Here is a 13,294-nt window from a genome sequence, read left to right on the forward strand (position 1 = left end):
CCTCAAAATAATTGCCCCATAGTGCTCGACTACAGGGCTGACAAACTAAATTATTTCAGGGAGCGATCGCCTATCTTTCCGCAGAGTATGGCACTGAATCTTTGAGATTAGAATCGACTGTAGCCGTACCATCCGAAGTCACTGTGACAACACTCTCATAGATGAAATCGAGAGAATCAGGATGACGTCCCTTAAAAGTGAAGGTGTAGCTCCCATCTGTGTTCGCGACATATGGAGACTCACTAGCAGTGCTGTGCATTGAGCCTTCTGCCCGATATTCACCTAAGCCGCCATTTTTGACTTCCGCTGCTTGGCGAGCGAGATTTTTTGCTTGATTCAGACCAAGTGAGATTGATGCATTATTAGAGCTATCTCCAACGGTGGTACTAGTGCTTTGTACAACCTCCGTGTTTGTATTATTGACGGCTGATGTTGTACGAATTGCTCCGTTGTAATTGATAACGATTGAATCTTTGTTATTAACCGTCACTTCGCTTTCATAAATGTAGTTTGGGTTGTCGGGGTCATAATTCTCATCTGGAACAAGACCTTTAAATGTAAAAGTGTAACCACCGTTTGGATTTTCGACATAAGGTGACTCCTCAGGGGTTCCATGCATTGACGGTTCAGCACGATATTTAAGGATGCCGCCATACTCTTTTTCGATCGTCTGGCGGGCTAGATTTTTAGCGCTGTTTAAGCCGAAGGCTAAAGTTCCATTAACTTGGACCTGTTCCTGATTGGATGGATTTTCATCAGGAGATTGGGCAATGACCGCTGGTGTTAGAGCAACTGTTAAACCGAGGGCAAGGAAAGAAGATAAATATGGACTTGTCATAAGACTCTCACACAAACAATAAATGAAGGGATCTAGAGGCGATCGGCAGGATACTAGTCAATAAAGAACCAAAGCTGTGGAAAAAAGTTTCCGTAAAACTGGATAATATCGCTTGTTTCTTTTGAAAGCTAGGGAGTGTCAAGAATTTTGTGTAAGCCAAGAAAATTAGTGAAGAAAATACTCTGGATTATCAATGGAAAAATAGCTCAAAGCTCTTTTCCAATGGGGTATTGTATTGGTATCGTCCATCTCTTCATTAAATTCTTCAGGGCTAAATACAGCAATTTCAGGGCAGCATCTGCATGGGGGAACATGCTCTTGGTTTTTCACACCTTGCCCAAAGAGCGATTGACTGCTTCGATGGCATTAGTGGTGTAAATGATGCAACGGATGGGAGCTGGATAATCAAATAATGGAATGATGTTTTCCCAATGATTCAGCCATGTCTGGGAAATAGTGGGGTAGATGCCGTCCCAACGCTCCGCAAAAGCAGTTAAGGCAGAATCTGCCTTGGCAACTGTGGCGGCCGGATAAATGGGCTTGAGGTCTGCCACCACGGACTTACGGTCTTTCCAAGAAACGAATTTCAGGCTATTGCGTATCAGATGAACAATTGACCTCTTGCAAAAGGAGCGGGAGTAGGTAAAAAAGAGGAAAGTAACAGAGTCATAGCGATAGAAATGTCAACTTACGAACAGCTCCAACATTTATCGACAGAACAATTCAGGAAAGCCTGTGGAGTTAAACTTCAGACTTTCAATCGTCTGGTAGAGGTCCTAGCAGAAGCTAAAGCAAAGCAAAAACCCGGTCGTCCCAGTGTTTTATCCCTGGAAAATCAGTTACTCCTCACCTTGGAATATCTGAGGGAATATCGCACTTATTTTCCTATCGCTCAATCATGGGGCATTCATGAATCAACAGTTTGTCGCATGGTGCAAAAAACAGAGAATACACTCATCAAAGAAACCGATTGCCACTTACCCAGCATGAAACAGCTCCATGGTTCAGAAGAGTTATCTCTGACAGTAGTGGTGATGGATGCCATAGAACAGGCGATTGAAAAGCCCAAAAAAACAACGTCTTTACTACTCAGGAAAAAAAAGCATCATTCCCTTAAAGCTCAAATAGTTATTGCTTGGCAGTGGGCACAGATTATCTGTTGTGACTGTGAGAAAGGTAGCACCCATGATTTCAAACTACTCAAAAAGAGTAGAGTGCATTTTCAGCAGGGACAACTCTGCCTTGCCGACGCCGGATATCAAGGCATACACAAGCGGCATCAGCGGAGTCACACTCCTCACAAGAAGCCTAGAGGAGGAGAGTTTACTGCGAGCAGAAACAGGAGAATCAGCTCTTAGCAGCTCAAAGAATCATCATTGAGATGGTATTCAGAATGCTCAAAAGATTCCGCATCTTATCCAGTCGATATCGTAACTGCCGTCGGAGATGGGGATTAAGACTCAATCTCATTGCTGGTCTTTACAATTTTGAATTGCCATAACCTTTTGCAAGAGGTCAATACTTGAAGTGACGATAATGAGATTGATCAAAAGCAATCAGTATCGTCATTATCTCACTTAAACTCAGACTTCTGGGGCGACGCCGCTGTCTTTGTTTTGAGGCCAGTAATTGTTGTTGCCATTGAGGTTCGAAGACTTAGCAAAAATCATCAATGGAACAAAACAAAGGTTCTAGACTGAGCATGGGAGAAGGTAGTGGACTGGTTATCAACTTCCACAATATGTACTTTCTCCTTTTTCTTTCTTATCCCGAACTCACATGAATCTAAGTTTTTCTATATCTGCATAAAGTCGCCAAATTCATCGAAAATCAAGAAAAAACTTAAGAAAAAGTAAAAAATATCCAAGGAAGGCTTTTTTCTGTCAAAACTCGCGTGAAATAGACCATTCAGCCTATGAAGTTAGTCTTCGTTTCGTTACCATAATTAAACCTGAGACATTCAATTGGGGATGGGAGGCGATCGCCGAATTTTGTTGAGATGAGCAAGATTCCAGAAAAGATGGAAATCGCTTAGTTGCCCAAGCCGATCGACTGTTTCAGCACCGATTCTGTTCGTCATCTAGAGGAATCTTGATTGTGGGAAAAACGCTTTGGCGCGATCACCTAGACCCTAACCATGGCAGTGGTTTAGCGACGGTAGGGAATTCACCGACCGTCTATCAATCGCGTCAACAAATTTCTCAACCCGAATGGCAAAAATTTTTAACGACTCCAGCTTCGATTCGGCAGGACGAAATTTTTAGCGAAGTGCTACCGATACAGCCAGTGGATTTGCTGCAAGTGCTTCGAGGAGTTGAGCGCAAGGTCAATATCCAACTCAATCATTTTTACTGGGAGCAACGGACTCAAACGAAAGCAATTTTAGGTTTGGGAGTGTTGCGGGAACTGATTTTAGATGGCGATCGCCGCTTTCAAATTGCCCAAGATTTCATTGAGCAATGCCAACGGAATCTACATCACACTTTAGATGTGGCGATTCCATATTTTGATTGTGGGTTTACTTTTTTTGCACACCAACAACCAAATTCACCTTTCCCAGCAGCACAAATTTCGATTCCGCGCATCCAGATTTTTCAGTTAGATCAGCAATATTTTCTAGTGGTAAATGGCGATCACCGCCATCGTTCAATGCTTGCCCGCATTGCAAAACAAGTCAAGCGGTTTATTGAGAATCTGCCAACCCTCAAGCTTTCTGGAAAAAAGGCGAGTCAGGTCATTATGCATAGTTCTTCCCATAGTTTTGTGGGTGGCGTAAAAAATGCATTGCAACTGATTGAGCAAGGTGATTTGAGCAAAGTGGTGCTGGCCCATGCTCTCGATGTGACAGCAGAGAAGCCTTTCGATATCGTCAATGCCCTCGATAATCTACGCGATCGCCACCCAGATTGTTGTGTATTTTCGCGACGAAATCTGCGAGGAGATACATTTATTGGTGCGAGTCCCGAACGATTACTAGCGATTCAGGATGGCAAGTTGTTGACCGATGCTTTAGCGGGTTCTGCGCCACGGGGAACTACCGATGAGGCAGATTATGCCTTTGCTCACAATTTATTGCATAGCGAAAAGGAACGCCGGGAACATCAAGCTGTTGCTAATTTCTTGATTGAACAGTTGCAAGACCTAAAATTACAGCCTCAAGTGGCAGAGCGAACCCTTCTAAAACTCTCAAATATTCAGCACCTCTGGACACCGATTACAGCGAATCTTCCCGAACATATTCATCCCCTCGAAATTGTCGCGAAGTTGCATCCAACTCCTGCTGTTGCTGGTGTGCCGAGGGTGATCGCCTGTGACCATATCCGCCAAGCAGAACCTTTTGATCGCAATCTCTATGCGGCTCCCATCGGTTGGCTGGATTCCCATGGCAATGCAGAATTTATTGTGGCAATTCGGTCAGCATTAATCCGAGGCAAACACGCACGTTTATACGGTGGTGCAGGCATTGTGGCGGGTTCGCAGCCGGAACGGGAATATGCGGAAGTGCAATTAAAATTGACATCTCTGCTCAATGCGTTGACCTAAAGTAGGGGCGGTTCGAGAACCGCCCCTACAAGTTAATTCAGCAAAGCTTCCAAATTAACTTGTACTAAAGCCACCTTTTTTGATGCTGCGGAGAATTTTGTCGTTAAGGTTTTGGCTAACAAAAATCAAGTCACATTGAATAAGCTGCACACCTTTTCGGATGGGGCTATAGAAGTCCAAAAATTTGTAATCATATTCGGCAAAGAGCGTTAGATATTCATGCAGTTGCGGCTGATTTTCATAACTTTTACTGACTAATAATTCTAGATAAACCAGATCAACAGCCTGTTTTTGGAGCATGGTTTTTGCTCCTTTCAGTGCGGCTAATTCATGGCCTTGCAAATCCAGCTTCAGGATATCGATATGGTGAATTAAATTCTCCGCGCAAAAGTCGTCGATGGAAACGCTTTTTACTTCTAGGTTGTCTTTACTCTTCAGGCGATCGCCCCAACAGACTTTCCCTTCATCGGCGATGGGAAGCACAGAATTTGTCGCGGCATCAGAATTGACATTGAGACTCAATCTTCCTGAAGTTTCAGAGACTGCAACATTCTGCGGGAAAACTCGCTGATCTTTCTGATATTTTGCCTGTAATTTCTCAAAGGAATCAGGGAAAGGTTCAAAGGAATAGATTTTGCTCTTCGGGAAAAAGCGCCGGTATTGTTTGGCGGTTTGGCCGACGTGAGCACCAACATCAAAAATGGTTGGTTCTCGCAATGTAATTAGTTTTTTTTGGGATTTAAAGGCGCTTTTATCGGTGAAGTATCGCGCTAAAAAAATCAGGGATGAAACAATCGGAATCTCAAAAATATTCACAACTCAGCTTTTTACTCACACAAAAATAACCATCCTTCCTTGGGGAAGGTGCCCGAAGGGCGGAAGGGGTTTCGACAATCTACATAACCCACCGAAACCCACCCCTTAATCCCCTCCCAAAAGGGGAAATAATTATTTCGAGACAGCCTTACCCACGAGCCAATTAATCACGCCACCTTTGTAAGGCTTACAAATTTTGGCGATCGCCTCCTCAGAAAAACTCCCTTCCCGAAAGCTGATGATATTGCCATAGAGCGCATTTTCGAGGAATAGCTCATCAGGGTTGAGGGTTTGGGTCTGGAGGTCAAAGATTTTCGAGGTGGCCTCATGGGCATAATCGATCAAAATACTGAAGCCATAACCGCAGTTTTTTAGGGTTTCGAGGCAAAGCATTGTGCCCTCTAGGAATGACTCCGACCAACCCTTGCCGCCCTGACTGCGGGGACTACCGCCACCATATTCAAACATCAAAATTTGCGGGAGTTGCTCAGCCGAAATTGTCGGGAGTTGCTTCATCACGACAGGTTCCCAGCCTTCGATATCGAGCTTGAGACAGGTCAAATTTTCGATATTTGTGTCGCTCAGAAATGTCGGCAAATCAAGAGCTTTCACCTCTTTTGTGTCGGGAGATGAGCCAAACCACGCGGGTTCAAGGGAATTAAAGTTTTCGTTGGCCATGCTCGCAAAGTTGCCCATATATAAGGTCTGGGTGCCATTTTTGTCAGACAGGCAGGCTTCGACGAGCTGAATGGGTTGGCGATCGCACAATTTTTCGAGCTTTTTCACTGGGGAAGGTTCGACAGCAATGGTTTGAAAGCCGAGCTTGGCAAAGAGTTCGCAGTAGAAAGCAAAGGTGCCAACCCCAACATCCACGCAAATCCCTTTTCGGTCGGGATCTATCTCCGGCAAAATCTCCTTCAGGAGCGCCTGACAACAACTTTCGACTTGCATAGATGTAATTTTGCTATCCCGATGTGGACAGCTTGCCATGTTTTTCGAGCACGAACATTGTAGGGGATGATGTCATTTCCTTTGGTACAGCGAAAGAATAGCTGCTTTATCCTAAAAATGAGGTGAGATATGACAACTTAAAATATGGCAAATCTAGAACAAGTTAATTTGCTAACTACTGGTGGTGTGAAGCAGTGGAATAAATGGCGTGAGGACAATCCAAATATAGAAATCAATTTTAGTCATGCAAATCTGCAAAATACTAACCTCGATTTCGTCAATCTCAAAAATGCTCAACTCGATTCCACGAACCTGGAAAATTCCCAGCTTTATAACGCAAGCCTTAAGGCCGCTAACCTAGAAAATGCCAATCTCAAAAATGTAGAACTTGACTCCAGTAACCTCACATCTGCCAATCTCAAAAATGCAATCCTAACTTTTACCGAACTCGAATATGCCAACCTCAACAACGCAGAACTCGTTGCTGCCAACTTAAAAAATGCGAACCTTACTTCCGCTGAACTCGAATATGCGAACCTTAACAACAGTAATCTCAACTTTGCCAACCTTGAAAATGCCAAATTTTACAACGCAGACCTTTCAAACGGACTCCTTAGAGTAGTAACTGCGATAGGAACATCTTTTAAAAATGCGACGTTAACTGGGGCTTGCATCGAAGATTGGCATATCAACAACAAAACTAATTTTGAAGATGTGATTTGTGATTATGTCTATTTAAAATGGGATTACGAAAACAATAAACCCACCGAACGTCGCCCTGCCGATCCCAGTCGCAATTTTGAGCCAGGCGAATTCACGAAAGTTTTTCAGATCGCTCACGAAACAGTTGATTTATTTTTTCGTGAAGGCATTGATTGGCAAGCATTTTTAAGCTCTTATCAAAATGTCCAGCTCGAAAGTGATCATGGTGAACTAGATATTCGCGCTATCGAAAAATCACCAGATGGCTCCTTTGTTATTCGTGTCGATGTCCCAGAAAGCACAAACAAAGCAGATCTCGAAGCCGAATTTTATGAACGTTATGAAGGCGAACTAAAACGACTCGAAGGCGTTTATCAACGGAAACTCCAAGCCAAAGATCGCGAGATTGAGAGTTACCGCCGAGAGAGCGCAAACATGACCGAAATCGCTAAACTTTTAGCAAATAGACCCATCACCGTTGAGGCAAAAGCAGTGGCAGGCGACAACATCAAACAATCCGGCAACTTTGGCATTGGTCATATGAGTGGCGGCGAAATTCAGAGTGGCGCGAAAGTCGCTGGCGTATATAACGAAGCCACCGAACAAAATCTTGCCCAGGCAGCCGCAGACATTAAAGCGTTGATCGACCAACTTGAAGGCGATTACGAATCGACACCAATGGGCAACATGCAGATGGGCACAGAAATCGTGAGCCGCATTAGCCAAAACCCCACCCTAAAAAGCCGCGTTATTAATGCTATCAAAGAAGCCTCTGTCGCCGCATTCGAGGAAGCCATTTCCCATCCCGTCGCCTCGATTGTCATTGCCGGAACAAAAGGATTTATCGAAGCAGAATGAAGTCAGCGCCATTAATTGGCTGGTGGTGAAAGCCATGTTTAAAACAGGATCCCCCCTAGCCCCCTTACAAAAGCAGGGCTGTTTCATTCTAAAGAAGAAGTAAGAGAATGAGAGTAAAGAAGAAGTTGGTGACAAAAAATGGGCGAAAGTTTGCTGGAGGCATTGAATCGTATTGAAGACCCAAGAGAAGCATCAGGACGAAGACACTCACTGCCTCTAATCTTGTTAATTAACGTGAGTTCTGGATAAGGAAAGAAAAGGAGAAAGCCCATATCGTGGAAGTTGTAACGAATCCACGGCTTTCTCCCATGTCCAGTCTAGAGGCTCTGTTTTGCCATGTTAATGATTTCTGCCAAGTCTTTGAACCCTTATGGCATCAAGCGTTACTCAGCTCTGGCAAAAAATACCGTCGCCGTCAGAGAAGCCTCAGTCTGAGTGAGGTGATGACTATTCTCATTGCTTTCCATCAATCTCACTATCGAAATTTCAAGCATTTCTATCTCATCAAGGTGAAATGCGATTGGCAACAAGAGTTTCCTCTAGCTGTGAGCTATCAACGCTTTGTGACATGGATACCTTCGAGCTTGATTCCTCTCTGTACATATCTGCGACGATGCTTCGGACAATGCACTGGTATTAGCTTCATTGATGCCACCAGCATCAAGGTTTGCCATAATCGCCGTATCTCTCAACACCGTGTTTTTGAAGGTTGCGCGGCAAGGGGCAAGACTTCGGTGGGATGGTTCTTCGGCTTCAAACTACACCTGGTCATCAATGAGCGAGGAGAATTACTCAACGTCCAAGTGACGCCCGGAAATACCGATGACCGCCAACCTGTAGTGGAGTTATGGCAAGACTTATGGGGTAAAGTCTTTGCCGATAAAGGCTATGTCTCACAATCTTTAGCCCAGCATCTTCAAGAGGAACATGAGGTGACCCTAATGGCTAAACCTCGTCGAAATATGAAGCATCATTTGATGGTTTATCAAGATAAACTTTTTGCTCGTAAGCGGGCTTTGATTGAGACAGTTATTGACCAACTGAAGAACATCTCACAGATTGAACATTCCCGACATCGCAGTCCCACAAACTTTTGTGTGAACTTGCTGTGTGGGCTGATTGCTTACTGCCATCAACCCAAAAAACCTTCTTTACAGCTTGATTAGACCTATCATTCCTTATCCAGAACTCACGTTAAATACAACACTACATAAACATGATCTCTGGCATCATGAATGGCGATCGCCTCTTTTTAGCGACTGAGACCATATGCCCAATGCATAAAAAAGATTGAAATCGCGAGTAACAAACCGATAATGCCCCACTTCCACCAAGTTGTTTTTTGTGATCTAATAAGCACCAAAGATATACTCAAAGGCAGTAGCACACCTATTTCAATACCTAAGTTGTAATAGAAAAAATAGTTACTGAGACTTGGTTTACCAGCACTTGGCAGTAATCCAAAAGGTAATTTGAAGACTCTTTTATCCAGTGGCCATGCGAGCGGAATGGCAGTGACACCGACTAATAAATCTAGACAAAGATGGGAAAAACTGGCGAGGCAAAGCGGCAGAGCTGCTGCGAGTAATTCTTTGCGGTCAAGACGAGCAATCTTTAAGACAATCAGCGTAAGACTCGGTAGAAGACTGACATAAAAAATTGAATGGGTAATCCTTATTCCTGAATTTGCACTGGGATGGAAAAAAGGCACAACATAATCGAAGTCTGGGGTGATCGCCACCACAATGAGCCAGCTAAGCCAAAAGATTTTGCCGTAGGTCGTTTTTATAAATGATGGCGATTTACCAAGAATTCCAACTGTCATTCCAGCTAAACCATGACCGACAAATGAAGACATTTAGATAATTAATTACCTTAATGGAAGTGTCTTATATTTTTTGAGGCTTTATTGATTTAATTCTTTGGTTTTATCAGCATTATTCTCGGTCGAAGATGCTCCTTGTAATACAAAAGTGGCGTGTAAAGCCCGGATTGACGAGTAAAAAATAATGAATGATAAAACTATATTTGTGCCACCTTCACTTATACCTAGGGCATTTAGACAAGTTGAGATAACTGAAATGACACTGAGGAGCAAGAGCAGTATTGCGACAATTCTTGATTTAGTCGTTAAAAGAAGTCCTGCTAATACAGCATAAATAATTCCATCTAGTACTGCGATCGGAGAAATGAAAAATCCTAATATTGCTTGTAAACCCGCGATAAAAAAGAAGACATAGGAGATATCCTTAATGACTTTAATAGCTTCGCTACGATTTTCGATTGGTTTGAATAATTGATTGTTTTTCATGTTGTTATTTCATCATTTTTGATGATTTTCAAAAGTTAGCGATCGCCGCTAGGTTTTGCTGGGTGTAAGCACCCAATAGAGACAAGGAACAACAAGTAAAGCAATTAAGGTTGAAGCGACTAATCCAAAGCCAATCGCACTCGCTAGTGGAAACCAAATCGGATCGCTTAGTGCCAATGGAATTACACCAACAATAGTCGTGATACTGGTGGTTAAAATTGGTCGCAATCGATCTGAAGCTCCTCTTGCCGCAGCATCACGAACTTTCATCCCAGATTCGCGGTGAGTGTTCATGGTTTCGACCATAACGATCGCATCATTCACCACGATTCCGATTAAAGCGATAATGCCGATAACGGCAGGGAAAGACATAGGAATTTGGAAAACGAAAAAGCCTGTAAATGTCCCAATCAAAGCAAAAGGAATCGCCAGCATAATGATCAGCGGCTGAGTGAAGGAACTGAACTGAATGACTAATACTGAAAAAATTAGAAATAGCGCTAAAATACCCATCTGTCCCGCAGAGGAAAAAGTTTCGCCTTGGGTCTCTAGTTCGCCTGCAAATTTGTAGTCATAGCCTTGTCCCCAAGTCTTTTTCATCTCAGTCATTGCGGGTTCGAGCTCTGCGACAATTTCCCCAACAGTGCGGCCACTATTTTTTGCGAGGACGGTTACTGTGCGTTGGGCATCTTTGTGGGTAATTGATAATGGCGCATTACCAAATTCTGGATCGAGCACTTGAATTCCGGCGATCGTTTCGCCACTGCCGACTAGCAATGGCAAACTCAATAATTCATCGCGACGAGTTGGGCCACCAACGCTACCATTGCGGGATGCCCATTGGGTACTGAGACGAATTTCGAGATCTTCTTGGCCGCCACCCAGTGAAAAGTTTCCGATGTCGTTATCTGTCATTAAATAACGGCCTTGGGTTGCTAAATCGTTGTCCGATAAATCATAGAAATTTAGAGCTTCACGGCGGGGTCGTAATTTGATGTCTGGTCGTAATGCACCCAAGTCATCCCGCACGTCGATTGCTCCCGGAATTTGGCGTAGGGCAAGTTGCACTTCCCCAGAGATTTGTCGTAACCGATTCATATCGGTACCAATTAGCTCAATCTCGATGGGATCGCCAGCTTCACCCGTGGGTTGACCGTTCACAACTAATGAAGCACCGGGATATTTCCGAATTAACTCATTCAGTTCTGTGCGGAGGTCATCGACATATTCAAAGGATGGTTTAGCGCGATCATCTTCTGGGGTGAAAATCGCGGAAAATCCGACTAAATAGTTGCCATTATTAGGTTTGATGCCGCTTTCTTGGATGAGGCTACTCCGTTGACCGACCAGTTTAATGACGCTTTCGAGGTAATCTTTTTCCCGCAGCAATTCACCTACTTCATCCGCTGCAATTTGAGAGCTTTCGATGGTGGTGGTGGGTGGCATCTCAATATTGATACTGAGTTTACGGCCATCTCCTTCGGGGAATAATGTGCCTGGTACTGTGCCGACCAAAATTGTCGCCACCATGAACAAGGCGATCGCCCCACAAATCCAGAGTTTGGCAGTGAGTTTATTACGGATAGTGGTGGCTAGACTCCAATCACGAAATTTATCTGAGGCTACTTCCGTCAGGCGATCAACAAAATTTTTCTCGCCAGTCGCTTTGATATTTCCAAGGAGATAGCGCGAGAGAGGAATCGCAACGAACAGAGCAATAATGTAGCTCAAAACCAAACAGATAATGGCGCTAATTGGAATAAGCCGGATAAATTTGCCCATGGTGCCACCGATCGCCATCAGAGGTGCTAGGGCAAGAATGGTAGTCAGCTGGCCGACAAATGCTGGCACAGCATAAGTTTTGACGGTTTTGAGAGCTGATTGACCGAAATTTAATCCTTCAACGAAAATCCCTTCATGCATTCCCTCCATCATCAAAATAAAGACGTCTACCAACAATCCGAGCGAGAGGATCATCCCTACCTGAACCATCGTATTGAGCGTATAACCTAATAAAAATAGAACAGCAAGAGCACCCATAAACGTGATAGGAATTGCCAATCCTGCCACAATCGCTTCACGCCAAGTTAGGGCGAAAAAGAGTACGACAAAAACACCGAGAACCCCTTGCCAAGCATTCGTAAAAACATTGTTTAGCTCATCATTAATGACATCCGCGTCGGTACTAATGACCCGATATTCCATGCCATAGGGCCAAATGTTGGGATTTTGTTTGACGGTTTCAATGGCGGCTAATGAATCATTGATGACTTTGATGGTGTCTGATCCTGGCACTTTCACAAGATCAACATTAATAACGGTTTGGAATTCGCTCTGTTCGGCACTGAGATATGCTCGGTTTCTTTCCCGCTCTAAATCCCGTTTAACCTCTGCCACTTCCTGAAGCCGCACAACCCGTCCCCCAAGTTCGCCATCTAAACGGGTAATGGGCAGATTTTTTAGATCATCAAGGCTGCGAAACCGCCCGTAGTACCGGAGCTGTGTGCCAATTTCATCACTTTCGATCTGATCCCAAGGTAAGTCACGATTACTCTGTTGAATGGCATCGGCGACTTGGGTGGCGGAGATACTAACGCTGCTGAGTCGCGACGGAATAAGCTGCACATGCACGACTTCCTCGCGGTTGCCACTGAGATCCACTTTGCGGACATTGGGGACTGTCTCTAGGATTTCTTCGATTTCTTCGGCGGCACTACTCAATAAAGCCAGGTCAATATCGCCATACAGTCCAAGGGTGAGGACTGGTGTGTCTTGGCTAGAAATTTGCTCAACTTTTGGTTCCTCGGCATCATCAGCAATTTCGGGTTTCGCTTCGTCTACTTCTGCCCGCACCAATGCAATGGATTCGGCAATAGGGGCTTCCGCTTCAAATTCCACCTGAATTAATGACGAACCATCAAAGGATGCACTACTAAGATCTTTTAATCCTTTGAGGGACTTTAACTCCTTCTCAATCTTGTCGGTAACCTGATTCTCAATGGTTTCTGGATCTGCGCCACCCCAATTGGTCTGCACTGTGGCGATCGCAATATTAATATCAGGGTCACCTTCTTTTACCATCGTTGAGGCAGCCATATAACCGCCCACGATAAGCAGCAACATTAGTAAAATGCCAAAGACTGTTTTTAAGAAGAAAAATTTGGCGATCGCCGACGCATTCTCCTCATCGGGAATGTCATGGTTCACATGGATTTGCTCTAGCTCTGGATTGGGCTTGGTATTCGTCATGGTCTAAAAGCCAGATTGTTTGAAGC

General features: G+C 44.1%; 12 protein-coding genes and 1 pseudogene. 5 read left to right on the top strand and 8 right to left on the bottom strand.

Annotated elements, in window-relative coordinates:
* Window positions 1-70: 70 nt before the first annotated feature.
* Complete coding sequence (locus LEPTO7376_RS23855; RefSeq protein ID WP_015135515.1) at window positions 71-838, bottom strand: hypothetical protein; 768 nt, start codon at window positions 836-838, stop codon at window positions 71-73.
* A 326-nt stretch (window positions 839-1,164) separates the two neighbouring features.
* Complete coding sequence (locus LEPTO7376_RS23860) at window positions 1,165-1,452, bottom strand: transposase (protein WP_083891154.1); 288 nt, start codon at window positions 1,450-1,452, stop codon at window positions 1,165-1,167.
* A 66-nt stretch (window positions 1,453-1,518) separates the two neighbouring features.
* Between LEPTO7376_RS23860 and LEPTO7376_RS17900 the strand changes: the two genes are divergently transcribed.
* Entirely contained in the window at window positions 1,519-2,196 is a 678-nt protein-coding gene (locus LEPTO7376_RS17900) for a transposase family protein (protein ID WP_315861531.1), read from the top strand.
* Between the two features lie 23 nt (window positions 2,197-2,219).
* Complete coding sequence (locus tag LEPTO7376_RS28750) at window positions 2,220-2,339, top strand: hypothetical protein (RefSeq protein ID WP_315861532.1); 120 nt, start codon at window positions 2,220-2,222, stop codon at window positions 2,337-2,339.
* Window positions 2,340-2,356: 17 nt separating this feature from the next.
* Here the strand turns inward: LEPTO7376_RS28750 and LEPTO7376_RS29205 are convergent.
* A pseudogene (locus tag LEPTO7376_RS29205) lies at window positions 2,357-2,542 on the bottom strand (IS982 family transposase); the annotation flags it as partial.
* A 393-nt stretch (window positions 2,543-2,935) separates the two neighbouring features.
* Between LEPTO7376_RS29205 and LEPTO7376_RS17905 the strand changes: the two are divergent.
* Window positions 2,936-4,381, top strand: a complete 1,446-nt coding sequence (locus LEPTO7376_RS17905) for an isochorismate synthase MenF (protein WP_015135516.1) — start codon at window positions 2,936-2,938, stop codon at window positions 4,379-4,381.
* A gap of 54 nt (window positions 4,382-4,435) precedes the next feature.
* Here the strand turns inward: LEPTO7376_RS17905 and LEPTO7376_RS17910 are convergent, their stop codons facing one another.
* Together LEPTO7376_RS17910 and LEPTO7376_RS17915 are read right to left on the bottom strand one after the other, a co-directional pair.
* Window positions 4,436-5,197, bottom strand: a complete 762-nt coding sequence (locus LEPTO7376_RS17910) for an FkbM family methyltransferase (RefSeq protein WP_015135517.1) — start codon at window positions 5,195-5,197, stop codon at window positions 4,436-4,438.
* A gap of 132 nt (window positions 5,198-5,329) precedes the next feature.
* The gene (locus LEPTO7376_RS17915; RefSeq protein WP_041763964.1) at window positions 5,330-6,148 is read right to left on the bottom strand and encodes an FkbM family methyltransferase; all 819 of its coding nucleotides are present in this window, start codon (window positions 6,146-6,148) and stop codon (window positions 5,330-5,332) included.
* Between the two features lie 144 nt (window positions 6,149-6,292).
* Between LEPTO7376_RS17915 and LEPTO7376_RS17920 the strand changes: the two genes are divergently transcribed.
* On the top strand, window positions 6,293-7,708 hold the full coding sequence (locus LEPTO7376_RS17920) for a pentapeptide repeat-containing protein (RefSeq protein WP_015135519.1): 1,416 nt from the start codon (window positions 6,293-6,295) through the stop codon (window positions 7,706-7,708).
* Between the two features lie 308 nt (window positions 7,709-8,016).
* Window positions 8,017-8,874, top strand: coding sequence for an IS982 family transposase (locus LEPTO7376_RS17925; protein ID WP_015135520.1), 858 nt, complete (start codon window positions 8,017-8,019; stop codon window positions 8,872-8,874).
* 86 nt (window positions 8,875-8,960) lie between these two features.
* Here LEPTO7376_RS17925 and LEPTO7376_RS17930 read toward each other — a convergent pair whose 3' ends face one another.
* Genes LEPTO7376_RS17930 through LEPTO7376_RS17940 form a run of 3 tightly spaced genes read right to left on the bottom strand, consistent with a single transcriptional unit; the run spans window position 8,961 to window position 13,268 of the window.
* Window positions 8,961-9,566 (bottom strand): metal-dependent hydrolase, encoded by a 606-nt coding sequence (locus LEPTO7376_RS17930; RefSeq protein ID WP_015135521.1) that lies wholly within the window; start codon window positions 9,564-9,566, stop codon window positions 8,961-8,963.
* 48 nt (window positions 9,567-9,614) lie between these two features.
* Entirely contained in the window at window positions 9,615-10,019 is a 405-nt protein-coding gene (locus LEPTO7376_RS17935) for a hypothetical protein (RefSeq protein ID WP_015135522.1), read from the bottom strand.
* A gap of 48 nt (window positions 10,020-10,067) precedes the next feature.
* Window positions 10,068-13,268 carry an efflux RND transporter permease subunit gene (locus LEPTO7376_RS17940; RefSeq protein ID WP_015135523.1) on the bottom strand — a complete coding sequence of 1,067 codons (3,201 nt, stop codon included), beginning with the start codon at window positions 13,266-13,268 and terminating at the stop codon, window positions 10,068-10,070.
* Window positions 13,269-13,294: the final 26 nt, after the last annotated feature.

It is taken from the genome of [Leptolyngbya] sp. PCC 7376 (assembly GCF_000316605.1).
In the GTDB taxonomy this organism is placed as follows: Bacteria; Cyanobacteriota; Cyanobacteriia; order Cyanobacteriales; family MRBY01; genus MRBY01.

Bases quoted from the DNA above. Each gene is read 5' to 3' on its own strand.
- LEPTO7376_RS28750 (WP_315861532.1), top strand. From the start codon at position 2,220: ATGGTATTCAGAATGCTCAAAAGATTCCGCATCTTATCCAGTCGATAT.
- LEPTO7376_RS17930 (WP_015135521.1), bottom strand. From the start codon at position 9,566: ATGTCTTCATTTGTCGGTCATGGTTTAGCTGGAATGACAGTTGGAATT.
- LEPTO7376_RS17940 (WP_015135523.1), bottom strand. From the start codon at position 13,268: ATGACGAATACCAAGCCCAATCCAGAGCTAGAGCAAATCCATGTGAAC.
- LEPTO7376_RS17935 (WP_015135522.1), bottom strand. From the start codon at position 10,019: ATGAAAAACAATCAATTATTCAAACCAATCGAAAATCGTAGCGAAGCT.
- LEPTO7376_RS17920 (WP_015135519.1), top strand. From the start codon at position 6,293: ATGGCAAATCTAGAACAAGTTAATTTGCTAACTACTGGTGGTGTGAAG.
- LEPTO7376_RS17925 (WP_015135520.1), top strand. From the start codon at position 8,017: ATGTCCAGTCTAGAGGCTCTGTTTTGCCATGTTAATGATTTCTGCCAA.
- LEPTO7376_RS17900 (WP_315861531.1), top strand. From the start codon at position 1,519: ATGTCAACTTACGAACAGCTCCAACATTTATCGACAGAACAATTCAGG.
- LEPTO7376_RS23855 (WP_015135515.1), bottom strand. From the start codon at position 838: ATGACAAGTCCATATTTATCTTCTTTCCTTGCCCTCGGTTTAACAGTT.
- LEPTO7376_RS17915 (WP_041763964.1), bottom strand. From the start codon at position 6,148: ATGCAAGTCGAAAGTTGTTGTCAGGCGCTCCTGAAGGAGATTTTGCCG.